This is a genomic window from Brevibacterium sp. Lmc1 (assembly GCF_057654315.1).
The window spans coordinates 305905-326925 of sequence record NZ_CM172803.1 but is presented as its reverse complement, the minus strand read 5'-3'; the positions used below and the strand labels follow the sequence as shown (position 1 = coordinate 326925).

Sequence of the window (21021 nt, the reverse complement as noted above, 5' to 3'; positions counted from 1 at the left end):
CTCAAGGCCCATTCTAGTCGCCAGTTCTGGGACCGATTCGCAGTCTTCACGCGTATATTCGAGGCATGTCTGAGCTGCTTGATGACGGGCCGTTCTTCCACGGCACCAAAGCGAAACTGAGTCCGGGCGATCTGCTCACCGCGGGGTACTCATCGAACTACCGCCCCGAGGTGATCATGAACCACATCTATTTCACAGCGATCATCGACGGGGCAGGGCTCGCCGCCCAGGTCGCCGCACTCGACGGGACGCCGCACGTCTACGAGGTCGAACCCACCGGCGACTTCGAGGACGATCCGAACGTCACCGACAAGAAGTTCCCGGGCAATCCCACCCGGTCCTATCGGAGCACCGAACCCCTCAAAGTGATCCGTGAAGTCGACGGTTGGCCGCGCATGTCTCCCGACGAGCTGAAGACCTGGAGAGACAAGCTCGCGGCACTTCTCGACGACGACAGCGCCGAAATCATCAACTGAGTTACTGCTGCAATGCCGCGTCGCGTCGTACTCAACGGCGCAAAGTCCGACTCAGCGCCCGCGAGAACTCAGTCCTGCTTGGCTCCGAACACCGGGTGGTCGCTGGCGATCGAGATGCGGTTGAACGCGTTGATGAGGATGGTCGACCATTCGATGGCAGAGATCTGCTCGGTCGTCAGGTGCTGAGCCACCTCGGCGTGGATCGCGTCCCGATCCTCCGTTTTGTCCAGTACGGTCAGGGACTCTGCCAAGGTCAGCGCCGCGAATTCTTTGTCAGTGAAGATCTCGGCCTCATGCCAACTCGGCAGCACGTCGAGCTTCAGCTGGGAGACGCCGGCCTTCCTCGCCGCCGGGGCATGGATGCTCAGGCAGGTGCGGCAGCCGTTGATCTGCGAGACCCGCGTATTGACGAGCTCAATGAGCCCGTCATCCAGACCTACCTCTCGCGATGACTTCCGCGAGGCAGCGGCCGCCTGCGCCAGCGCATTGTAGTTCTCGGGGTGGATCTTGTCGATGAATGGTCGGCTCGCGTTGCTCATCTTTCACTCACGCCTGTCGTTTGATGATGTCGAAGTCGGCGCCGGTGGCATTGCGAAACCTTCCGCCCTGCGCGGCGTAGTCGTCGCCGGTCTCCTGCAGCTTCTTGACGAAGAGCGGACACACGGGCACCACGGTCACTCCGCGTTCACGTGAGTCTTCGAGCGCCTCGGCGACGAGGATCTTCGACAGCCCGCGGCCGCCGAACTGCTCGTCGACGACGGTGTGGTGGAAGATGCGTTCGGTCTCCGCATCGGGGCCGGTCAGGAAGTACGCGTGCCCGGCGACAGTCCCATCCGCTACGGCGATGTCATAGGACTGACCGTCCTCATTGAAGGTCACGGTCACCTCGGCGCCGGTCTTGTCTTCGAATGTCTTCGACATTGGTGCAACCCTTTCGCTCAGAACCGAAGATCCGGTCATCACCTAGGACGGTTTCCGGTGCGAAGTTATTCCCCGCACCCCATCCTTCGAGTCCGCCCAGGGCTTCACCCTTCGGGCCCGCCCTGGACCTGCGGGGGCGGATTCTTCCGCGCTTTGATCGTGACGTCGGGCATCCTCGGCGCGGGGAGCCTGCCCATCCCATCGGCATTCCGACCGGGCCCGCCCTTGCCGACGTAGCCGTCGACGGCGCCGAAGCGATCGCCTTCGGCCTGCCATTCCTCGCGGTACCGGACGATCTCCTCGTGGGTGCGGCCGACGAAATTCCACCACATGACGATCTCTTCGGTGAACGGTTCGCCGCCGATGAGGATGAGCCGGCCGGGCTCGTCGCCGTGGTTGGCGATGCGCAGTTCGTCGACGCCGATGCCCGTATAGCCGATCGACGCGACCGGCAGATCGACGTTCTCCAGAGCGATATCACCCGAATCGACGAGGAGGCCATGCTCGAACCGCGGATCGACGGGCAGGTCGATGGCTGCGCCCGGATCGAGGCGGATCTCGGCGCCGAGCAGCGGAGTATGCGTGTGCACCGGTGACGATCCCTCGCCGAGGCGGCCGAGGAAGACGAGCATTTCCCCGCAGTCGATGTCGACGGGCTCGGGTTCGAAGTGCTCGAATTCGCGTTCGGGCTGGTGGCGGGTGGAATCAGGCAGGGCCAACCACAGTTGGACGCCGTGCAGAGTCGTCGTGTCGTCGGTCGAGACCTCTGAGTGGCAGATGCCTCGGCCTGCGGTCATAAGGTTGACTTCGCCGGGCAGGACGAGGCCCGCATTGCCGCCGGAATCGATGTGCTGGATGGCGCCTTCGAACAGCCAACTCACGGTCTGCAGACCCGTGTGCGGGTGAGGTGCGACGTCCATGCCGCCGGTGACCGAGACATCGGCGGGTCCGTAGTGGTCGACGAAGCACCAAGGGCCGATGAGGGAACGCTGCCGCTGCGGCAGGGTCCGGCGCACGATCATCGCCCGTGGACCGCCGAGCGGAACCTCACGGGAGGTGATGATTTCAACCGGGGAACGTCCCTGCTGGTCACAGGCCGGCCCGGGCAGTCCCCCGGCCTTGCAGACCACTTGATCGGGGCGGGTCTCGACGTTGCTCATGGCCACATCGTAGCCCTCTTCGCGGCGGGCGGGGAGGGGGACAGTTCCGCGCGAATGCCGCTCGCCCACTCCCCTACTCGACCGGGCAGATCTTCGAGACGAGCTCGAAGATCACGTCGGCCTCGGCATCCGTGAGCCCGGCGAAACTGGCGAAGATGATCTCCGCATTCGTCGCGGCCGCCTCGTCGCAGAGCCGCAGTCCCTCCTCGGTCAGGGCGACGAGCACCCCGCGCTGATCCTCCGGGTCGGGCTCTTGCGTGACCAAGCCACGATCCTCGAGCTTGCCGAGCAATCGACTGAGCGCGCTGCGGCTGATCACGAGGCTGCGCAGCAGGTCTCGATGGCGCACCTGGGCCTCGGGTCGGGCGTTGATGAGCACGTCGAACTCGTTCACGGTCAGCCCGTGCCGTGTCCGGAACTCGTGTACGAACCTCGTATAGAAGTCCTGATACTTCTCCATCATCAGACGCCAGGCCGCGATCTTGATTGGGCCGTTCTGCCTGATCATGCTGCTCACCGGAGTCGTCTTGTCCATCGGTCCGCCCCCGCTCGTCGATGTGTCATGCCACACTTTTGTTGCATAGTCAACAGAATAGTAGTTCAATGATATAACTGGCCCCAGATTCGGGGCCCGTCGACCACCCCTCGGCGTCAGTACCCGGCACATCCCCAACGTACCCCCGGCTGGAGAGATTGAGCAGAGTCGCCCGGACTCCGGTCTCACTCCGGGGGTATCGTGTTGCCGCCGTCGGCCCTTCACCATCGGTTCGACCTCGCCGAGGCGGCTCGCCCGATCCCCGCCCGGCTCAGTCTTGCGGGATCCGCTTCCGCCACGGCCACCACACTCCGCGTCCGATGTCGTGGACGAGCGCCGGGACGACGAGCGAGCGCACGAGGATGGCGTCGAGCAGCACGCCGAAAGTGACGATGAAGGCGAGCTGGACGAGGAACATGATTGGGATGACCCCGAGTGCCGCGAAGGTCGCCGCAAGCACCACGCCCGCCGAGGTGATCACCCCACCCGTCGCCACGAGCCCCTTGAGCACGCCTGCCCTTGTGCCCACCTTGAGCGACTCCTCGCGCACCCTGGACATGAGGAAGATGTTGTAGTCGATGCCGAGCGCGACGAGGAAGACGAAGGCGTAGAGCGGCACCGAGGGATCGGCGCCCGGGAATCCGATGAGGTGGTTGAACACGAGCGCCGAGACTCCCAGCGCGGTGCCGAAGGACAGCACGGTCAGGACCACGAGCAGCAGCGGCGCGAACAGGGACCGCAACAGCAGGATGAGGATGACCGTGATGACAACCAGGATGATCGGGATCGCCAGGGTCCGGTCCGCCTCGGCGGTGTTGTTCGTGTCGAGGTCGACCGCGGTCTGCCCGCCCACCAGTGCATCGGGGTCGACGTCGTGGACGGCCTCGCGGATCTCCGTCACCGTCGTCTCGGCAGCCAGGGAGTCCGCCGCATTGGAGAGGGTGACTTCGAGGAGGACCTGACCGTCGACCTCGGTGGGATCGATCGCCGCCGAGCCGCCGGCAGCATCCGGTGCGCCGCTGCCCGGGCCACCCTGCGGGGGCTGGAGCTTTCCGTCCTCGTCGATCCCGATGGTTCCGCTCGGGGAATCCTCAGCGGCCACGGTCATCGAACCGACCCCGCCGAGGCGGCCGACCGCCTCGGCGGCAGTGCTCAGTTCGTTCGCATCGAGCACGACCTGGGTCGGAGTTCCGGACCCACCTGGGAAATGCTCGGCCAGGACGTCCTGGCCGTCACGAGCCTCGGATTCACCGAGCACGAACTCGCTCTGCGCGACCCCGGAGGCCTTGAACTGCGGCACCGCGATGAGCGGCAGAGCCAGCAGGATGACGAGTCCGATCCAGATCAGGCGCGGGCGCGCGGCGATCCCACCCGCGATCCGGGCCCACATTCCCTTCTTACGGAGCCCCACCTCGGCGGTCGTCACCTGGGGTCGGAACGGCCAGAACACGGCACGACCGATGATGATGAGCGCGGCGGGCAGGAAGGTCAGCGCCGCGAGCATGGCAACGACGATGCCGATGGCCGCGACCGGGCCGAGGGCGCGCGTCGACGCAAGGTCGGTGAGCAGGAGGACCAGGAGGCCGGCGATGACGGTGCCTCCGGAGGCCGCGATCGGTTCGGCCACGCCCTTGAGCGCAGCGAGCCCGGCCCGAACACGATCCGGCTCGGTCTGCAGGGCATCGCGGAACCGGGCCACGACGAGGAGGGAATAGTCCGTGGTGGCGCCGACGACGAGGATGAAGAGGATGCCCTGGACCTGGCCGTTGATGAGCAGGATCCCGGCGTCGGCGAGATGCCAGACGATGAAGATCGAGGCGGCGAGCGCGGCGACCGAGGTGAAGAGGACGATGACGGGCAGCAGCGGGGACCGGTAGACGATGATGAGGATGACGAAGACGGCGATGAGCGCGACGAGCAGGAGGATGCCGTCGATGCCGGCGAAGGCTTCGGAGAGGTCGGCGGAGAAGCCCGCCGGACCGGTGACGTGGACGTCTGCCACCGTGGTCGGTGCTTCCGCGGCCTGGTCCGAAGTCATATCGGCGGCAGTCGCGGTCGGGAAGACCTTTCCGACCACGTCTCTGATGGATTCGACGTCGTCGGAGGTGGTCGTCGAGGAGACCGGGAGGATGAGCTGGAGGGCCTCGTCGTCATCGGACGGGATGGCCGGGGAGGGGTCTGCGGCCAGCAGGTCGTTGTCCTCGAGCGTCTTCGTCAGCTCATCGAGGCGGGACCGGTCGTCGTCGGTGACTCCGTCGCTGTTCTCGAGCACGACGATGGCGGGAACGTAATCGAGGTCGCTGAACTTCTCGATCTGGTCCTGAGCGCGCGTGGACTCCGCGGATTCTGGAAGGAACGACGAGCGGTCGTTCGTGGCGACCTCGGAGATCTTGCCGAAGTACGGTCCCCCGACTCCCGAGATGCCGACCCAGGCGACGAGGAGGACGGCGAAGAGGGCGAGCAGTGCCCCACGGCCGCGGACGGGGCCTTTGGGGTGCTGTTTGGGCGCGGCAGCTGTGTCGGAGCCGTTCACGTCGTCACCGGCGGGACCGCCTCGGCGAGGGTCGGGGTTCGGCGGCGTCGAGGTCAGGAGGTGACGGGGCATAGTCTCATGCTACGCGTGTTCGGCGGAATCGAGACATTGCAGTGCGAGGACGATTTCTGCGGCCGTCCGTGGATCGGTGAGGCGTGCGCCCAATACCTTCTCGATCTGCCCGATTCGGTAACGAACAGTGTTCTCGTGCACATGCAGCCGACCTGCAGCCTCAGAAATGTTGCCGCCGCTTTCCACGTAGGTGCGCAGTGTGGTGGAAGATTCGGGCTTGGCGATTATCGGGTTGAGGAAAGCAGCGACGAGCCGACGGTCGAATCGTGAACCCATCCGGGCCGCCGCCCACTCGATCGGGCGCATGCGGTCGACGAAAGCGAACCTCGACTCCCCCGCCGAGGCAAGCGCCACGTCCGCCGTCTGCAGCATCTCCGGTACCTGACTGAGTGCCGTGAAGAGTCCGGAGACCCCGACTCCGATGAGGCCGAAATCGTCGAGGCTGCCCTCAATATCGAAGTCTGCTGTACACAGCGCGGTCCGTTCGACCATCGAACTGACGTGCCCGGAATCCTTTATGACCAGACCGCGCCCCGGGTTCGGGGTCGGTTTCCCATACCCCGGGTCGGAGGCGTCGATGCGGAGACGCAGGGCTCGGATCGGCTCGTAGGCTGTAAATCCGAAGGTCTCGAGGACCCGCCAGAGCGCCGGTTCGCGACCGGGAGAGACACCGGCTTCCAAGTCGCGCAGAACCCGCGACGATTCCTCCCGTCGATTGCTGATCGAAAAGGACTCGAATCCCTCGAAGGCGCGCAAGAGTTTGGACAGAACATCGAGGATCACCTCGGCGGAAGGGTGGGTGGTGTCCGTGCCGCTGCCAGCCCTGCCCTCCCCAGTTCCACTTCTGCGCTTGCTGCCGGCAGTACCGGCCCCTTCGTCATCGGCGTGGACGGCGACGACGATGACATGGGTGCGACTGCGTAGTCGCACGGTCCGAGCGTGCACCTTCCAGCGGCCGATCGCACCGGACGTCGACTCGGCCCAGCCCGCTGGTGTCGCCGGACCGACGACCTCCTCCTGAGTCCACCGGGCGATGAGGTGGACCGGGGCGGAACCGACGGATCTGACGACCTCGCCGAGTTCGTTGATGACGAGACCAGCTCCCCTACTCATCCGTGCTACCCGGGAGAGCGCCGATTCAAGCGGATCTGCAGAATTCATCGCGCTCAAAAGCTCATCGAAGATCCGCTCTCGCGCCAGGGTGTCTCGGCTCGAACCCATCGGATTTCACCTCTGCTCCCACTCGCCTGCTGCATCATTCCGCGCCGTCGGCACGGCTTTGTGATTCTTACAAATCTAGCCGTCTTTTCCTTTGTCTGCTCCATTGACCGGCCCGATCATCGAAGCCCAGGCTATGAGGGAAACCACAATCAAAGGAGATGACCGTGGCAGATCTACGCGTCGCAGTTGACGTCGGCGGAACATTCACCGACATCTGTGTATTCGATGAATCCACCCAGACGATGCGGGTGACGAAAGTCCCGTCCACCCCGGACAACCCCATGGAAGCTGTCCTCAACGGAGTGAAGCGGGCGAACATCGACCTCAGCCAGGTCGAGCTCTTCTCACATGGCACGACTGTTGCCACCAACGCGCTCATCACTCGCAGATTTCCCAAATCAGCGATGGTGACGACCAAGGGTTTCCGCGATGTCATTGAGATCCGCGATGGCACGAAGGACGATCTGTGGGACGCCTATTCCGATGTATCCGGCCCCTATATTCGTCGCCGTGACCGCTTCGAGGTCACCGAACGCGTCGACTACGCGGGCAACATCGTCACCGAGCTCGACGAAGACGAGGCCAGGAAGCTCGGCCGCCTGCTTAAGAAGCGCGGTGCCGACACCGTGGCCGTCTGCTTCGTCAACTCCTATGCGAACGCCGCGAACGAGATCCGGATGCGCGAGATCCTCTCCGAGGAGCTTCCCGGAGCCAGCATCTCCACCTCGGCCGAGGTGCTGCCGGAGATCTTCGAACACAACCGGTTCAACACGACTGTCGCCAATGCCGTTCTTGGTCCGTTGGTATCCGGCTACGTCGAACAGCTCGACTCCAACCTCACCGAGGACGGCTATGCCGGAGAACTCCTTCTCCTCCATTCGGGTGGTGGATCGATGACCTCGGAGATGGTCAAGCGGTTCCCGGTGCGACTCGCGGCCTCAGGAATCGCCGCCGGCGCGATCGCCGCTCAGCACGTGGCCGAGCAGTGCGGTCATGCCAATGCCGTCGGACTCGACATGGGCGGCACTTCGACGGACATCTCACTCATCGCCGACGGCGAACTGCGGGAGACGAACGAATGGGAAGTCGAATACGGCCACCCCATCGTCTTCCCGAGCATCGAAGTACTCACCATCGGCGCCGGCGGCGGCTCTTTGGCCCACATCGACATCGCCGGCTCCCTGCGCAACGGGCCGCAGTCGGCCGGTGCCGCTCCCGGTCCGGTCTGCTATCGCCGCGGCGGCGATCAGCCGACGAACACCGATGCGAACCTCGCCCTCAATCGTCTGGGCACCGACCTCGCCGACGGCGAGATGACGCTGGACCGGGAGAGCGCACGGGCAGCGATCAAGGAGAAGATCGCCGATCCGCTCGGCCTCGATGTCGACTCCGCGGCCGAATCCATCGCCCAGGTGGCCAACGCGAACATGGCAGATGCGGTCCGCCTCGTGTCCATCCGTCGCGGGCTCGACCCACGAGATTTCGCCCTCATCGCCTTCGGCGGTGCAGGAGCGCTGCACGGAGCGGACGTCGCTCGCGAACTCAACATCCCCTCGGTCATCGTTCCTCCCAGCCCGGGAGTCACCTCGGCGCTGGGGTGCCTCCTCGTTGACATTCAGCACGACCTGTCGCAAATGTTCACCGGCGTCGCCGACTCCGCAGATTCCGAAGCTGTCGAGCAGCACTTCCGTGAGCTCGAACTCGAAGGTCGGGACCGACTGCGGCACGAGAAGGTCGCCGACGAGGACGCGGTCTTCGAACGCGGGATCTCGATGCGCTATCACGGTCAGTGGCGCTCGCTGCAAGTGAAGATGGGATCGGGTCCGAACGCTCTGCGTGAGGCCGTCCAGCTCTTCCACGAGGAGCATGAGAAGCAGTATGCATTCCGGCAGGACGACACCCCTGTCGAGATCTATCAGCTGCATCTCAAGGCGCTCGGAAAAACGCCGAAACCGACTTTCAAACCGACTCCGGTCAGTAGCAAGGATCCTGGAGAACCGATCGAGACCCGCGATGTCTACTTCGACGGTCAGTGGCATCCGACGCCGGTCTACCAGCGTGAGAACCTGCCGTCCGGCGCAGCGTTCATCGGACCAGCGATTCTCAATCAGATCGACTCGACCACAGTGATCCCGCCGAACTCTTCGGCGGTGATCGACGAGTGGTTAAACATTCGCATCGCGCTGACGGCCGAGGCAGAAGAGCCGGCGTTGGCTTCCGCCTCCGAGAATTCGACACAGAACGGACTGTGAGGAGAGAACCATGACCACGACAACAGAAAAGTCGACATCCACCCTTGACCCGGTGACTTTCGAAGTGCTCAAGAACGCCTTCGCCACAAGTGTCGACCTCATGAGCGAGCAGATCCTGAGGACCTGCTATTCGTTCGTCATCTATTCCCGCGACTTCTCGTCGGCACTATGTGACCGCCACGGAAACACAGTCATGCAGGGCAGTGCCGACATCGCTGTCCACGTCGGCACCCTGCACTTCCAGTGCAAGGCCGTCATGGAGGAGTTCGGTGACGACATCAATCCCGGTGACGTCTTCCTCATCAATGACCCCTACCGAGGCGGCACGCACTTCAACGATGTCAGCTTCATCCGTCCGATCTTCGCTGGCGACGAGATCATCGGCTTCGCCCAGAACAAGGGCCACTGGGCTGACATCGGAGGGTCGGTTCCAGGCTCGTTCGATGTCTCTGCCAGTGAGCACTTCGGCGAGGGACTGCGCATCACCCCGCTTCGGGTCTGGCACAAGGGCCGGTTCCTCCACGATGTAGCTCAGCTGCTCGTGTCGAATACGCGTGCTCCCGATCAGGCCCTCGGCGATCTCAACGCCCAAGCCGAGGCCACAGCTGTATGCGAACGCGAAGTGCTCCGCCTCGTCGACAAATATTCGAAGGACACGGTCCTCGATGCGATGCAGGAGACGCAGGACTATGTCTGCCGCACCGTGCTCGCCAGCCTCGGCGAACTGCCGAAGGGCGAGTGGGAGACGGTCGACTTCCTCGACGGCGATCCGGCTAAGGGCGAGGGGCTGGCTCCGATCCGGGTGAAGCTCACGCTCGATGGGACAGGTATCCACTACGACCTCACGGGATCCGCCGAGGCGGTCTCAACGTTCCTCAATTCCGGCTACGGGACGACCTTCTCTGCGATCTACGCGGGCACGAAGACGTTCTTCCCCGAGGTTCCGCTCAACTCCGGGTTCTACCAGGCGGTGACCGCAGAGATCGGCGAAGAGGGAACCGTCGTCAACGCCGGCTGGCCGCATGCAGTGACCGGGTTCTGTTCGGGCCCGTACGAGAAGGTCATGAACGCGATCTTCGAACTGTGGTCCCACATCATGCCCGAACGCGCGATGGCGTGTGCATTCAACCTCGAGTATCTGCTCGTCGGCGGTCATGATGCCAGGACCGAATCGAGCCCGTACTTCATGTGGTACGACTGGATGGCTGGCGGTTGGGGCGGCCGGTCGACGAAGGACGGTTCATCCGCGACCTCACCGGTATTCGGCACCGGACTCGCCGTGCAGCCGGTCGAGGGACAGGAGCGCTTGACTCCGGTAATCACGACTCAGCACTCGATCAACATCGACTCCGGCGGGCCGGGCAGATTCCGCGGAGGATGTGGAGTGAATAAAGGCGGCATCCTCACAGATGCGACCGGTGCGGTGATGAGCTACTGCTGCGACCGCGGGCGGTCGACGACGTGGGGCATCAATGGCGGACTGCCGTCGATCCCACACGGAGTCTGGCTCAATCCTTCGTCAGAGAACCCGCGCTACTTGGGTGCCACGTTCTCGAATGTAGCCATCAGCCCCGGTGACACGTTCGAACGACCAAGCGCCGGAGGTGGTGGCTTCGGTGACCCGCTGGATCGGCCGACTGTCGAGGTGCTCGAGGACGTCATCGACGGCTATGTCTCCATCGACCGGGCGGCGAAAGACTACGGCGTCGTCATCCGTGAGATCGATGCCGAGCTCGATGAGTACGAGATCGATGAGACCGTGACAGCGACGGAGCGGGAACGGATCCGCTCCGAACGTGCGTCCTGGCTGGAAGCCGACCCCGCCGAGGTGGCCCGCCGTTACCGCGATGGTGAGATCACCGTCCACGACGTCATCCGCCAATACGGCGTCGTGCTCGATTGGGGCACCGGAGAGTTGTTGGAGAAGTCAACGGGACAGTTCCGCGACAGTATGCGGACTCGGTCTGCTTCGCACTGGAGCTGATGACTCGAATCAATCGGGGCGCTCGTCCATTCGAGGCGAACGCCCCGATTGTTTGACCTGAATCACCTCGCGTTCGAGAGTGATAGCAGGAGAATCCACAGAGAAAAGAGGGTCGAGCATCATGAACACAGTGGCAATAGTCCAGGCAGGGTCCGTTCCATTCGATGCCGAAGCGTCGACCGACAAGGCGATCGCCCGGCTGCGGGAGGCCGCCGGCCAGGGGGCCGGGCTCGTCGTGTTCCCCGAAGCGTTCATCGGCGGCTACCCGAAGGGCAGCACGTTCGGTGCTCCCGTGGGAATGCGCACCGGGCAGGGCCGGGCGCAATTCGAACGGTACTTCGACGGAGCAGTCACCGTCGATGGACCGGAAATCACCAAGCTCGCCGAGGCGGCCCGCGAGGTCGGTGCCTTCGTCGTCATCGGCATCATCGAACGGTCCGGCAACACCCTCTATTGCACAGCAGTGATGATCGACCCGAAACTCGGGATCGTCGGCGCACACCGGAAGCTCATGCCCACCGGCACCGAGCGTGTCATCTGGGGATTCGGAGACGGGTCGACTCTCGACACGATGGACACACCTTTCGGCCGAGTGGGCAGCGTCATCTGCTGGGAGAACTACATGCCACTGCTGCGCCAGGCGATGTACGCCAAGGGCGTCTCCGTCTACTGCGCGCCGACGGTCGACGACCGTCCGACCTGGACGGCGACGATGACGCATATCGCCTTGGAGGGCCGCACTCACGTGCTCTCGGCATGCCAGTTCATCACGAAGAGCGAGTTCCCCGACGACCACCCCTTCGACGAGGAACTCCCCTACGGCGAGACCGCGATCCGCGGCGGCAGCGTCATCGTCGCACCCACCGGCGAGGTGCTGGCGGGACCGGTCTATGACGAGGAGACGATCCTCTACGCCGACATCGACCTCGGCGCCAAGACCCGTTCGCACCTCGATTTCGACCCGGTGGGCCACTACTCCCGGCCGGACGTTTTTGAGCTGCGAGTCGACACTCGCGCGAAGAGCTCCGTGACGTTCGAGTGAGGCGAGGGCGGCTGATCGCGCCGGCAGACTCCGATCGAATCACATTTTGGACAGCTCATCGGTTCGCGTCCCGATGGGCTGTCCAGAATGTGATGGCGATTCGCACAGAATGTGATGATCCGACCGGAGTCCGAGGCCGCTAACTCGCCGTTCGGGCTCGCCCCCGTCTGCGCGCTCTCAGCTCCAGCAGCACATCGATGACGACGAAGGCCACGAGACTGATGCCCACCAACGGCAGGAACACCCCGATCCCGATGGCGACGAGCACAACCGCCGCCACTCCCCAACACGGTGCTTCGACCAGCGCTCCCCGAGGAGGTGCGGATCCGAAACGAGTCACCGGACCGCGGCGCGGGCGTCGCTGCCACCACATGACATAACCCCAGACGACCATCGACGCGATGGCGATAGCGAGTGCAACGAGCACGATCTGGTTGGCCAAGCCGAACAGTGTGCCCATGTGCAGGTCGACACCCCAGCGGGCGAGCTTGGCCGCCACACCGTAATCGGAGAAGTCGACCCGGTCGACGGCTTTCATCGTCTCGGGGTCGAAGGCGACCGTGTCGACCTGAGTGGGCCAGCTGCGCTGAATCTCCTGCACCACCCATGCGGATCCGTCTTCCTCGGGCGGCAGGATCTCGACGGACTCGGAGTCGATGCCGACCCCACGAGCTATGGCCAACATCATGTCGAAGTCGGCCGGGTCGATGGCGGAACGAGCAGCGGCAGAGTCGGCCGCCTCGGCGGAGGTTCCATGGTGCGCATGCGCACCGGCGCTCGCTGCACCGGCTGCGTCTTCCGCATCGTTCTGACCGCCGAGTTCCGTCGAGACCGCCGGGGTTTCCCAGCTCAGCGCGGCGCGCAGCTTCGTCACGTTCTCACCGCCGAACTGCGACCACGTGATCCCGGTGGCTGAGAGGAAGAGCATGCCGATCGCCGCCCAGACACCGACCGAAGCGTGCCAGGAGAACGTGCGCCTCAGCCCCTTGTGCTTCCGGCTCGGTCGCAGCATCGCGGCGGGGTTCCTTGTTTTGCGAGCGCGCAGGATCCAGAGGACGAGACCCGCGGCGGCGACGATTCCCAACCATGAGGCGGCGAGTTCGCTGTAGATCCGCCCGACGTCACCGAGGTGGAGGCTCCGGTGCATCTGATCGATCCACGTCCGCAGCGGCAGGGCACCCGAGGTTCCGTAGACGGTGAGGTCACCGACCACCTCGGCGGTGGCGGGGTCGACGAAGATCGCCCGGGATTCGCTCTCCCCGAGGCTGGGATCGTCATACATCACCCGGGTGGTATCGCCCGGCTCGGGGGCCGGTCGCACGGCGGACAGCGTCGAATCGCTGCCTGCGATGACGGTGTTCGCGGCGTCGATCTGGCCGGCCAGTGGCAGAGGGTCGTCGGTGGCGGGGACGCTGAGCTGGTCGGCATAGACCAGCTTCTCGAGCGTCGGGCTGATCGCGTAGGCCGCCCCGGTGAGCGCGGCGATGAGGATGAACGGGCCGATGAGGATGCCCGCGTAGAAGTGGAGACGGCGCAGAAGCGGACCGAGCCACGGAATAGGACGGTCGGGGCGGTCGGGGTGGTTACGGTGGCTGGTCGGTTCCGGGCCCGAGCTTTCGGGCACGGTTGATGAAGGGGTGGTCATGATGATGCTTTCTCTCAGGTGCGCTGAGCCGGATCGGGTCGGCCTGATGCCTTCGACGAGCAGATGCGCTCGACGGGCAGTTGCGGTCGGCAGTGGTTGCGCACGACACGCAGTCGCGGCCGACGACCGGATGGGGTCAGCAGTGATCGCACCGGCTCACGGGAGCCGATGCGCGGATGTGATGAGTGTCAGAAAGCAGGCTGGGGTGGCCCTCGCCGCAGCACCGGGGATCGGCACACTCCGAGGCTGCGCGGCAGTTCGGGTTCGAAGCCGATCAGTGACCGCGGCTTCTCGATCTGCGCCCGCAGGAGGACGAGGCGCGGGATGACCGCTCGGATGATGAGGCGGGCGAACTCGCCGAGCATGACCGGAAGTCGCTCGGCCCAATAGATCATCGCGATCGTCACGATCCCGGCAACGCAGTGGGCCAGCAGCATCCCCGGTGACGAGTGCGAATGCATCTGGGCTACTGCGCCCACTGAACCGTCCATGGCAGGCATGACCGTGGAGTCATGGGCCATTTGCATCGCGCCGCCGGGCGTCGAGTGCATCGACGCGTAATGGGCTCCATGCGCCGGCGAGTGGTGAGAGTGCGAGCCGAGGAGCGCGGCGAGTCCGTTGTCGGAGCGCGCCATCGTGTTCGGCGATGCGGAACCGTGCGGAGTGAAGAGGGAGAAGAGGAGGTGAAAGAGGGTCTGGCTGATTCCGACAGAGACCGTCAGCCGAGGCAGCGACATTTGGCGCCCGGCCAAGAGAACGCAGACGAGGGTCGACAGCGCCAGCGGCACGATGACGCCCATCGCAGTCGGAAACGATCCACCGCCGAGGATGTGCGACGTCAGCGCGACAAAGGTCGCGAACGCTGCGGCGAGAGTGCCGCGCAGAGCGCGCCGGTGCCTGACTCTCATCCTCACAGTGCCATTGTCACACAGGTGGAACCCACCCGAATGATCGTGCGGGATCGACCCTTGCGCCAGGCAGTGAACCATAGGTACAGTACCAACATGACTACAGCTCCGCAGACGTCATCGCCCGCCAACGCCCGAACCCTTTTGCTCCCATACACGCTCGGTCTCATCATCGCCATGGCCATCGTGCAGATCGTCGTCGCTGCCACCGGCGGCGAGGTCACGATCCTCGCTGGTGGACTCACAGCACTCGTCGCCATCGGAATCGCGGTGTGGCTGTGGCGGAACCTGACCGCGCTCAAACGTGTCCGCTTCGGCGTGGTCATCATCCATGCCATTGCCTTCGTCACCGTCACCACCTCCTTCAATCTGCACGCGATCCTCCGGGTGATGTTCCTCAACTTCGAAGTCGACGGCGCCGGAGACGCGGCCCGCACCCTGCTCGAGAGCTCGTGGTTCGGAGCCACCCTCGTGATGAGCGCCCTGTGGGGGCTTGGACTGCTGGTCCACCTCCTCGGCTCAGTCCTCGGCCGCGGCTGGGAGGACTGAGGTGGTGGCACAGTCTCATGACGCCACGAACGAGGCAATCGACATTACGACTGAGGCGAACGGCAGCCCGGCCGCAGTCACCCCGGAAGAGCGGGAGTGGCTCGACCACCGCGTCGAGTCCTGGGTCGAGACTTACAAAAAGTCGATGCTCACCCCGATCACGCTCTCCCTTGTCGCGACGCATCAGCCGGCCGAGATCTCCACCATCGCCGAGGCGGTCACCGCAGCCACGGGATGGCAGATCACAGAACGCGGCCTCTATCGCACCATCAAACGCCTGCAGGATTCCGGGTTCCTGCAGAGCACGGCGGTCGATGCGCCGCGGACTGGGGCGAAACGCAAGCTGCTCTCTCTCACCCCGCTGGGCGCGAACTATCTGTCGGGAATCAGGGGCAGCCTCGTCGAGGTGCCGGAACAGAGATGACAGCGCCGGGAGTTCGATCTCCGCAATGACGGCCCCGGGCATGTACCAACGGCGACTGCACCTCGGACCTAGTCTGCCAAGCCTTCAGGGACGATCCCGGCGATAGATGACGTGCCACCCGTCGTCGATCGGGTTGTCGGGCTGGATGTGCCCCGCGGCGAACCGTTCATATCCGGCAGCCTCGAGAGCCCTCCACGACGCCGGATTCCCAGCGATCACCGGCACAATGATCGCCGAGGCGGCCGGGCAGTCAGCGAAGCAGAGCTCGGTGAACTCCCGGATCATCCGCGTGCCGATGCCCTTGCCTGTCGCGGTGACCTCTCCGATGAAGTAGTCGATCGTCAGCGCATCTGGCGGGGCCTCGGCTAGAGCGATGAGCTCCCGCTGCTCGTCCGCATAATCCCAGATCGCACTGCGTTGGATGAAGCCGACCGGCACCCCCGCGTCCTCGACGATGAAGTCGAACGAGGGTTCCGTGCCGTCGACGCTGCCGCCGAAGTCCCGCTCGATCGCCTCCGGAGTCGTCTCGTGATTCCAGAATCGGGCAACGTGTGGCGAGTCAAGCCACCGCGCGAGCAGCGGAAAGTCAGCCCGGGTTGTCCGTCGGAATTCCACCTGTCCTCGCGATCGGCGTCAACAACTGCAGTGCCGCCTCACATCTCCTCGTGGGTGAGCGGATCCCGGTCCTTCATCCGACCGCGCTCGAGTCCGGAGATCGCCGCCACCTCGGCGGGGGTGAGTTCGAACTCGAAGACGTCGGCATTGGACCGCTGACGTTCGAAGTTCGCCGATTTCGGGATCGGGATGCTGCCGATCTCGATATGCCAGCGCAGGACCACCTGAGCCGGAGTCACGCCATGGGCGGCGGCCGCCTCGGCGATGGGGGCTTCATCGAACAGTCCCTGGTCACGGTAGAGCGGGGACCAGCTCTCGGTCTGCACGCCGACCGAACGGTGGAAGGCGATGAGCTTCTCCTGCGGGAAATACGGGTGGAGCTCGACCTGGTTGACGGCCGGGGTGACGCCGGTCTTCTCGACGAGCTCGGTGAGCATCTCCTCGGTGAAGTTCGAGACGCCGATGGACTTCACGAGCCCGCGTCTGCGCAGTTCGATGAGCCCGCGCCAGGTGTCGACGTATTTGCCGACGCTGGGGTTGGGCCAGTGGATGAGGTGGAGGTCGAGGTAGTCGAGGCCGAGGCGGGCCAGCGATTCCTCGGTGCTGGCGATAGCCTCGTCGAAGCCGTGGTGGCGGCCGGGGATCTTGCTCGTGACGAACAGGTCCTCGCGCGGGGTTCCGGCGTTCGCGATGGCCTGCCCGACCTCGCGTTCGTTCTCGTAATTCACCGCGGTGTCGAGCAGGCGGTAGCCGACATTGTCGACGGCACCCACGATGGCGTCGACGCCTTCCTCGCCCTTCATCGCGTAGATGCCGAGCCCGAGCTGCGGGATCGCACGTCCGTCGTTGAGGTCGAGGGTGGGGATCGGTGAGTTCTGCGCGGGGGTGTTCGCTGGGGTCGTCATGTATTCACCCTATGACCGCCGAGGCCGTGCTGGCCAGAGCATTCGCCTTGAGTTTGAGCAGGGTGTCGTGAGTGAACTCTTCCTATGAGGTCTCCCGAGGAGGCACTGCCGTGGGGTTTTCACAATGCGGCTTGGGCTAGCGTGGTCGCATGGAGACGAACGCGCGAGCTGCGGAGTGGGGATTCCTTCGCCGTATTCGGAGGCTTTCGCGTTGGCAGGTGGCCTTCCTGCTGCCGAGCGCCGGATTGGTGGTCGCCATGCTTCTCCATGCCACCCACTGGCTGACGTCGGCGATGGTCGAGCACTCCGGAGCCACCTCGGCGCTGTTTATGGTCTCGATGGCACTCGCCGCGGTCAGCGTCGCGGTGCTTCTCGGTGTGCTGATCGCGTTCGCGGTGACCCGGTTGCTCGGGCTGTACCGTTCGCCGCTGGCCGACACGCGTCGAGGTCGGTGGCCGCTGCGGCTCATCGCGGTCGGGGTCTTCGTACTGCCGTTGATGATGCTCGGCCAGTATTTTCAGTGGTACGCAAAATCGGACGGCTTTGGGATCTGCCCGGAATCCGTCGGCGGTGACGATGTGCTGGGTTTCTCGGTCACGGCCGACTATCTGCCGCCGGCCCTGACCTGCAGCGGGGACTCCGTCACCGGTCAGGAGTTCTCGGTGACGCTGTACGGGTTCCCCTTCTACGGGTTCCTTGCAGGAGTGGTCGCCGCCGTTGTGGGACTGGGCCTGCTCGTCGTTGCGAGGTCGCGGCGCCCACGGGTCGAAGCTGACCAGCAGCGTGTGCGGACCGCTCGAGACTGATCGCCCAGCGGGAACATTGAGCGCTCATTCCTGAGCGTCAAGGGCCTTGATCAACCTCGTCGAGGCGGTGCTGCGGTACGAATCGATGATCAGTTCGCGCAGCTCTTCGTTATCCAGGCCGGCGGTTTCCAGACCGACCCAGCCGGAGGTTCCCAGGTACATGGGAACGAAGGAGTCCAGTCGCTCGAGCACCACCTCGGCGTCCATGGGGTCGAGCAGGACGAGCAGTGCCTGCGGGTGCTGCACTATCTCCCCCGATGCCAGCTTCTCGGTGCCGCCGTAATGAGCGAAGATCTTCTTCGTGAAGAAGGCCGGTCTGCCGTGCGAAATCTTCTCGGCCGATTCGGGCAGGCTGAGTGCGATCGCGCGGGCCCGCTCGAGCAGCGGATCGTCGTCATCGAACATCTGCGGATGCGCCATGAGTCAACGGTACGCCGTCGGCAGGTGGGATAGGACTCTTCAGACGATGAGTCCGATGGGTTCCTTTCCGTCGAGTACATCGATGACTGCTTGAGCTGCTGCGAGACCGGCGCGTTCTCTGGCTTCGACTGTCTGCCCGGCCAGGTGAGAGGTGATCCAGACGTTGTCGAAGCTGCGCAGCGGGTCGTCTGCGGTCATCGGTTCGGCTTGGAGGACGTCGAGAGCGGCGCCGGCGATTTGTTCGTGGTCGAGGGCGTCGACGAGGGCCGCCTCGTCGATGAGTGATCCGCGAGCGGTGTTGATGAGGAACGCGGTGTCCTTCATCGCAACGAGCCTGTCGGCGCCGATGATCGGGCTGCCGGTCGCTCGGGCGTGGAGAGTGAGATAGTCGGCGGCCGCGACGACGGTGTCGACGTTGGCGAATTCGATGCTCGGGTCCGCCTTGGTATCGGGGTGGGCAGTGCCGACGATGACTTTCATGCCCAGAGCTGCACCGATTGCGGCGATTGCCTTGCCGCTGGGCCCGTATCCGAGGACGCCGAGCGTCTTGCCCCGCAGTTCCGTGCCTGCCGTGCGGGGCCACTGCCCGGCTTTGGTGCCGGCGATAACGTTGCTCAGGTGTTTGGCGCAGTTGAGCATGAGGGCGAGTGTGAGCTCGGTGACGGCGTGATGGTTGACGCCGGGCGTGTTGGCGACGTGGATGCCGAGTTCCTGGGCCGCGGTGGTGTCGACGGAGTCGTATCCGACTCCGCTGCGGGCGAGGATTCGGAGGTCGGCCGCCTCGGCGAGCATGTCTTTGGTGATCGGTTCGCTGGCGACGATCGCACCGACGGCATCGACGAGGAGGTTGCGCTGTTCATCCTCGGTGCGGGAACCGACTGCCGGGGAGTAGACGGGTTCGAGCCCGTGCTCCCGCAGCAGCCGGTCGACGCTGTCGCCGGGTTCGAGGTAATCGGTGGTGATGACGATGCGGCGGCTCATGATGGCGAGCCTATCGCGGCGCTCACGTGAGTGCGCCGAGCACCTCGTTGAGCGCCTCGGTGGCGGAGGGGTGCGTGTAGATCGTGTCACGCAGCTCGGTCGCGGTGACGTCATGGCGCATGGCGAGCGCCACGGTGTTGATGACCTCCTGCGAGTGCACGTGGACGAGGGCCGCGCCGAGGATGTGGTCCGTTGTCGCGTCGACGACGAACTTGACGATTCCGCGTGGGTCGCCTTCGATCTTCGCCCGTGGTGCCGCGGCGATATCGGCCTGCAGCTTCGCTCCGACCTTGATCTCATAGCCTTCGTCGCGAGCGGCCTTCTCGGTCAGGCCGACGCGGGCGACGGGCGGGGTGAGGAACATCGTGTACGGCACGGATCCGCGGTCCTTCGTCGACCGTTTGCCCTCGCCGAGGAGTTGGTCTGCGAGGATCCGGTTGTCATCGAGGGAGATGTAGGTGAACATCGGTCCGCCGTTGACGTCGCCGAACGCGTACACGCCCTCGGCGGAGCTTCGCAGGTGCTCATCGGTGCCGATGAACCCGCGGTCGTCGGTGTCGATGCCGGCCTTCTCGAGGCCGAGGTCCGCGGTCGCGGGTTTGCGTCCGACGGCCAGGAGGACCGCCTCGGCGTCGATGGTCTTCGTTTCTCCGTCGACCTCATAGGTCACGGTCGCGGCGTCGGCGCCGTCGTCGACTGCAGTGACGGAGGCGTCGTTGACGATGGTGACTCCGTCGTCGGCGAGGGCTTGGGCGACCACCTCGGCGACGTCGTCGTCTTCGTTCGCTAGCGGGCGGGGTCCGCGGTCGAGGACGGTGACCTGCGAGCCGAAGTGGGCGAACATCGATCCGAACTCGAGTCCGATGTAGCCGCCGCCGACGATGACGAGGCGTTTCGGGAACGGGTCGACGTGCTGCAGCGATTCGGAGTCGTGGATGCGGCCGCCGAGCTGGGCACCGTCGATGGGTGGGATGTTCGCGACGGATCCGGTGTTGACGATGACGGTGTCGGCGGTGATCGTCATGGTGTCGGCGCCGCCGGTGACGCGGACTTCGCGTTCGCCGGTGAACTCGGCGCGGCCGTTGACCAGCAGCACCGAGTCGAGGTCGGCGAGCATCGAGTGGTTCTTCTTCCGCATCGCCCCGGTCAGTGTGTCGCGGCGTTTGACGGCCTTGGCGAAGTATTCGTCGGTGTCGTCATCGGCGCGTTTGTTCTCAGCGTCGTGGACGAGGATCTTCGTGGGGATGCAGGCGATGTTGATGCAGGAGCCGCCGTTCATCGTCTCCGACTGTTCGACGACGGCGACCTTCTTGCCGGCGCGGGCCATGGTCCCGGCCAGAGTCTTGCCGCCCTTGCCCCAGCCGATGACGAGGAAGTCGACATGCTCGGTGTGGTCGGCTCCGGTGGGGGTGGAGGATGGGGTGGTTTCGGTCGAGGTGCCCTACTGCGTCACTGTCTCTGTGGTCATGCTCTGTCCTCTCGAGTCGGTGTCTGTCACTGTACCCGCCCCTTATTGCTACCCGACGGCGGCCCAGATACCTCGCGCCAGGTTGCTGGGCCGCCCTCGGGTAG

General features: G+C 64.7%; 20 protein-coding genes. 7 read left to right on the top strand and 13 right to left on the bottom strand.

From position 1 onward, the window contains the following. The first annotated feature begins 65 nt into the window (after positions 1-65). Complete coding sequence (arr, locus tag AC239G_RS01470) at positions 66-476, top strand: NAD(+)--rifampin ADP-ribosyltransferase (RefSeq protein ID WP_039211492.1); 411 nt, start codon at positions 66-68, stop codon at positions 474-476. A 68-nt stretch (positions 477-544) separates the two neighbouring features. On the opposite strand, the gene AC239G_RS01465 is transcribed toward arr, so the two are convergent. The 6 genes from AC239G_RS01465 to AC239G_RS01440 all read right to left on the bottom strand — a co-directional run bounded on the left by AC239G_RS01465 (position 545) and on the right by AC239G_RS01440 (position 6918). Next, positions 545-1015 (bottom strand): carboxymuconolactone decarboxylase family protein, encoded by a 471-nt coding sequence (locus AC239G_RS01465; protein ID WP_487489634.1) that lies wholly within the window; start codon positions 1013-1015, stop codon positions 545-547. A 7-nt stretch (positions 1016-1022) separates the two neighbouring features. Then, a complete protein-coding gene (locus AC239G_RS01460; protein ID WP_339394073.1) occupies positions 1023-1397 on the bottom strand; it encodes a GNAT family N-acetyltransferase in 375 nt (124 codons plus the stop codon). Between the two features lie 104 nt (positions 1398-1501). Beyond that, entirely contained in the window at positions 1502-2557 is a 1056-nt protein-coding gene (locus AC239G_RS01455) for a pirin family protein (RefSeq protein ID WP_487489633.1), read from the bottom strand. A gap of 73 nt (positions 2558-2630) precedes the next feature. Beyond that, positions 2631-3092, bottom strand: coding sequence for a MarR family winged helix-turn-helix transcriptional regulator (locus AC239G_RS01450; RefSeq protein WP_487489632.1), 462 nt, complete (start codon positions 3090-3092; stop codon positions 2631-2633). Between the two features lie 271 nt (positions 3093-3363). Beyond that, positions 3364-5697, bottom strand: coding sequence for an MMPL family transporter (locus AC239G_RS01445; RefSeq protein ID WP_487489631.1), 2334 nt, complete (start codon positions 5695-5697; stop codon positions 3364-3366). A 9-nt stretch (positions 5698-5706) separates the two neighbouring features. Further along, the gene (locus AC239G_RS01440; RefSeq protein ID WP_139469523.1) at positions 5707-6918 is read right to left on the bottom strand and encodes a PucR family transcriptional regulator; all 1212 of its coding nucleotides are present in this window, start codon (positions 6916-6918) and stop codon (positions 5707-5709) included. A gap of 164 nt (positions 6919-7082) precedes the next feature. Between AC239G_RS01440 and AC239G_RS01435 the strand changes: the two genes are divergently transcribed. The 3 genes from AC239G_RS01435 to AC239G_RS01425 all read left to right on the top strand — a co-directional run bounded on the left by AC239G_RS01435 (position 7083) and on the right by AC239G_RS01425 (position 12196). Further along, the gene (locus AC239G_RS01435) at positions 7083-9170 is read left to right on the top strand and encodes a hydantoinase/oxoprolinase family protein (protein WP_487489630.1); all 2088 of its coding nucleotides are present in this window, start codon (positions 7083-7085) and stop codon (positions 9168-9170) included. Between the two features lie 10 nt (positions 9171-9180). Then, positions 9181-11154: a hydantoinase B/oxoprolinase family protein gene (locus AC239G_RS01430; RefSeq protein WP_487489629.1), complete on the top strand. Its 1974-nt coding sequence runs from the start codon at positions 9181-9183 to the stop codon at positions 11152-11154. 121 nt (positions 11155-11275) lie between these two features. Next, the gene (locus tag AC239G_RS01425) at positions 11276-12196 is read left to right on the top strand and encodes a carbon-nitrogen hydrolase family protein (protein WP_181271418.1); all 921 of its coding nucleotides are present in this window, start codon (positions 11276-11278) and stop codon (positions 12194-12196) included. Between the two features lie 139 nt (positions 12197-12335). Here the strand turns inward: AC239G_RS01425 and AC239G_RS01420 are convergent, their stop codons facing one another. Together AC239G_RS01420 and AC239G_RS01415 are read right to left on the bottom strand one after the other, a co-directional pair. Further along, positions 12336-13841: a PepSY-associated TM helix domain-containing protein gene (locus AC239G_RS01420; protein ID WP_487489628.1), complete on the bottom strand. Its 1506-nt coding sequence runs from the start codon at positions 13839-13841 to the stop codon at positions 12336-12338. Positions 13842-14029: 188 nt separating this feature from the next. Then, on the bottom strand, positions 14030-14749 hold the full coding sequence (locus tag AC239G_RS01415; RefSeq protein ID WP_487489627.1) for a hypothetical protein: 720 nt from the start codon (positions 14747-14749) through the stop codon (positions 14030-14032). Positions 14750-14845: 96 nt separating this feature from the next. On the opposite strand from AC239G_RS01415, the gene AC239G_RS01410 reads away from it, so the two are divergent. Next, positions 14846-15298, top strand: coding sequence for a hypothetical protein (locus tag AC239G_RS01410; RefSeq protein ID WP_487489626.1), 453 nt, complete (start codon positions 14846-14848; stop codon positions 15296-15298). 4 nt (positions 15299-15302) lie between these two features. Beyond that, positions 15303-15722 (top strand): helix-turn-helix transcriptional regulator, encoded by a 420-nt coding sequence (locus AC239G_RS01405; RefSeq protein ID WP_487489625.1) that lies wholly within the window; start codon positions 15303-15305, stop codon positions 15720-15722. Between the two features lie 84 nt (positions 15723-15806). Here the strand turns inward: AC239G_RS01405 and AC239G_RS01400 are convergent, their stop codons facing one another. Together AC239G_RS01400 and AC239G_RS01395 are read right to left on the bottom strand one after the other, a co-directional pair. Beyond that, the gene (locus AC239G_RS01400) at positions 15807-16337 is read right to left on the bottom strand and encodes a GNAT family N-acetyltransferase (protein WP_487489624.1); all 531 of its coding nucleotides are present in this window, start codon (positions 16335-16337) and stop codon (positions 15807-15809) included. Positions 16338-16375: 38 nt separating this feature from the next. Next, a complete protein-coding gene (locus tag AC239G_RS01395; RefSeq protein ID WP_487489623.1) occupies positions 16376-17242 on the bottom strand; it encodes an aldo/keto reductase in 867 nt (288 codons plus the stop codon). Positions 17243-17391: 149 nt separating this feature from the next. Here AC239G_RS01395 and AC239G_RS01390 point away from each other — a divergent pair, with 149 nt between their 5' ends. Then, on the top strand, positions 17392-18048 hold the full coding sequence (locus AC239G_RS01390; RefSeq protein WP_487489622.1) for a hypothetical protein: 657 nt from the start codon (positions 17392-17394) through the stop codon (positions 18046-18048). A 24-nt stretch (positions 18049-18072) separates the two neighbouring features. On the opposite strand, the gene AC239G_RS01385 is transcribed toward AC239G_RS01390, so the two are convergent. From AC239G_RS01385 to AC239G_RS01375, 3 genes are read right to left on the bottom strand one after another with little or no spacing between them, the layout of a single operon-like run. After that, entirely contained in the window at positions 18073-18468 is a 396-nt protein-coding gene (locus tag AC239G_RS01385) for an MmcQ/YjbR family DNA-binding protein (protein WP_487489621.1), read from the bottom strand. Positions 18469-18507: 39 nt separating this feature from the next. After that, positions 18508-19449, bottom strand: a complete 942-nt coding sequence (locus AC239G_RS01380; protein ID WP_487489620.1) for an NAD(P)-dependent oxidoreductase — start codon at positions 19447-19449, stop codon at positions 18508-18510. A gap of 22 nt (positions 19450-19471) precedes the next feature. Beyond that, a complete protein-coding gene (locus tag AC239G_RS01375; protein WP_487490131.1) occupies positions 19472-20815 on the bottom strand; it encodes an FAD-dependent oxidoreductase in 1344 nt (447 codons plus the stop codon). Positions 20816-21021 lie beyond the last annotated feature (206 nt).

What these genes read in the sequence shown, in the direction of transcription:
- AC239G_RS01395 (WP_487489623.1), bottom strand. Translation starts at nt 17,242, where the DNA reads ATGACGACCCCAGCGAACACCCCCGCGCAGAACTCACCGATCCCCACC.
- AC239G_RS01390 (WP_487489622.1), top strand. Translation starts at nt 17,392, where the DNA reads ATGGAGACGAACGCGCGAGCTGCGGAGTGGGGATTCCTTCGCCGTATT.
- AC239G_RS01385 (WP_487489621.1), bottom strand. Translation starts at nt 18,468, where the DNA reads ATGGCGCATCCGCAGATGTTCGATGACGACGATCCGCTGCTCGAGCGG.
- AC239G_RS01430 (WP_487489629.1), top strand. Translation starts at nt 9,181, where the DNA reads ATGACCACGACAACAGAAAAGTCGACATCCACCCTTGACCCGGTGACT.
- AC239G_RS01415 (WP_487489627.1), bottom strand. Translation starts at nt 14,749, where the DNA reads ATGAGAGTCAGGCACCGGCGCGCTCTGCGCGGCACTCTCGCCGCAGCG.
- AC239G_RS01410 (WP_487489626.1), top strand. Translation starts at nt 14,846, where the DNA reads ATGACTACAGCTCCGCAGACGTCATCGCCCGCCAACGCCCGAACCCTT.
- AC239G_RS01425 (WP_181271418.1), top strand. Translation starts at nt 11,276, where the DNA reads ATGAACACAGTGGCAATAGTCCAGGCAGGGTCCGTTCCATTCGATGCC.
- AC239G_RS01445 (WP_487489631.1), bottom strand. Translation starts at nt 5,697, where the DNA reads ATGCCCCGTCACCTCCTGACCTCGACGCCGCCGAACCCCGACCCTCGC.
- AC239G_RS01455 (WP_487489633.1), bottom strand. Translation starts at nt 2,557, where the DNA reads ATGAGCAACGTCGAGACCCGCCCCGATCAAGTGGTCTGCAAGGCCGGG.
- AC239G_RS01440 (WP_139469523.1), bottom strand. Translation starts at nt 6,918, where the DNA reads ATGGGTTCGAGCCGAGACACCCTGGCGCGAGAGCGGATCTTCGATGAG.
- AC239G_RS01465 (WP_487489634.1), bottom strand. Translation starts at nt 1,015, where the DNA reads ATGAGCAACGCGAGCCGACCATTCATCGACAAGATCCACCCCGAGAAC.
- AC239G_RS01420 (WP_487489628.1), bottom strand. Translation starts at nt 13,841, where the DNA reads ATGACCACCCCTTCATCAACCGTGCCCGAAAGCTCGGGCCCGGAACCG.
- AC239G_RS01460 (WP_339394073.1), bottom strand. Translation starts at nt 1,397, where the DNA reads ATGTCGAAGACATTCGAAGACAAGACCGGCGCCGAGGTGACCGTGACC.
- AC239G_RS01380 (WP_487489620.1), bottom strand. Translation starts at nt 19,449, where the DNA reads ATGAGCCGCCGCATCGTCATCACCACCGATTACCTCGAACCCGGCGAC.
- arr (WP_039211492.1), top strand. Translation starts at nt 66, where the DNA reads ATGTCTGAGCTGCTTGATGACGGGCCGTTCTTCCACGGCACCAAAGCG.
- AC239G_RS01450 (WP_487489632.1), bottom strand. Translation starts at nt 3,092, where the DNA reads ATGGACAAGACGACTCCGGTGAGCAGCATGATCAGGCAGAACGGCCCA.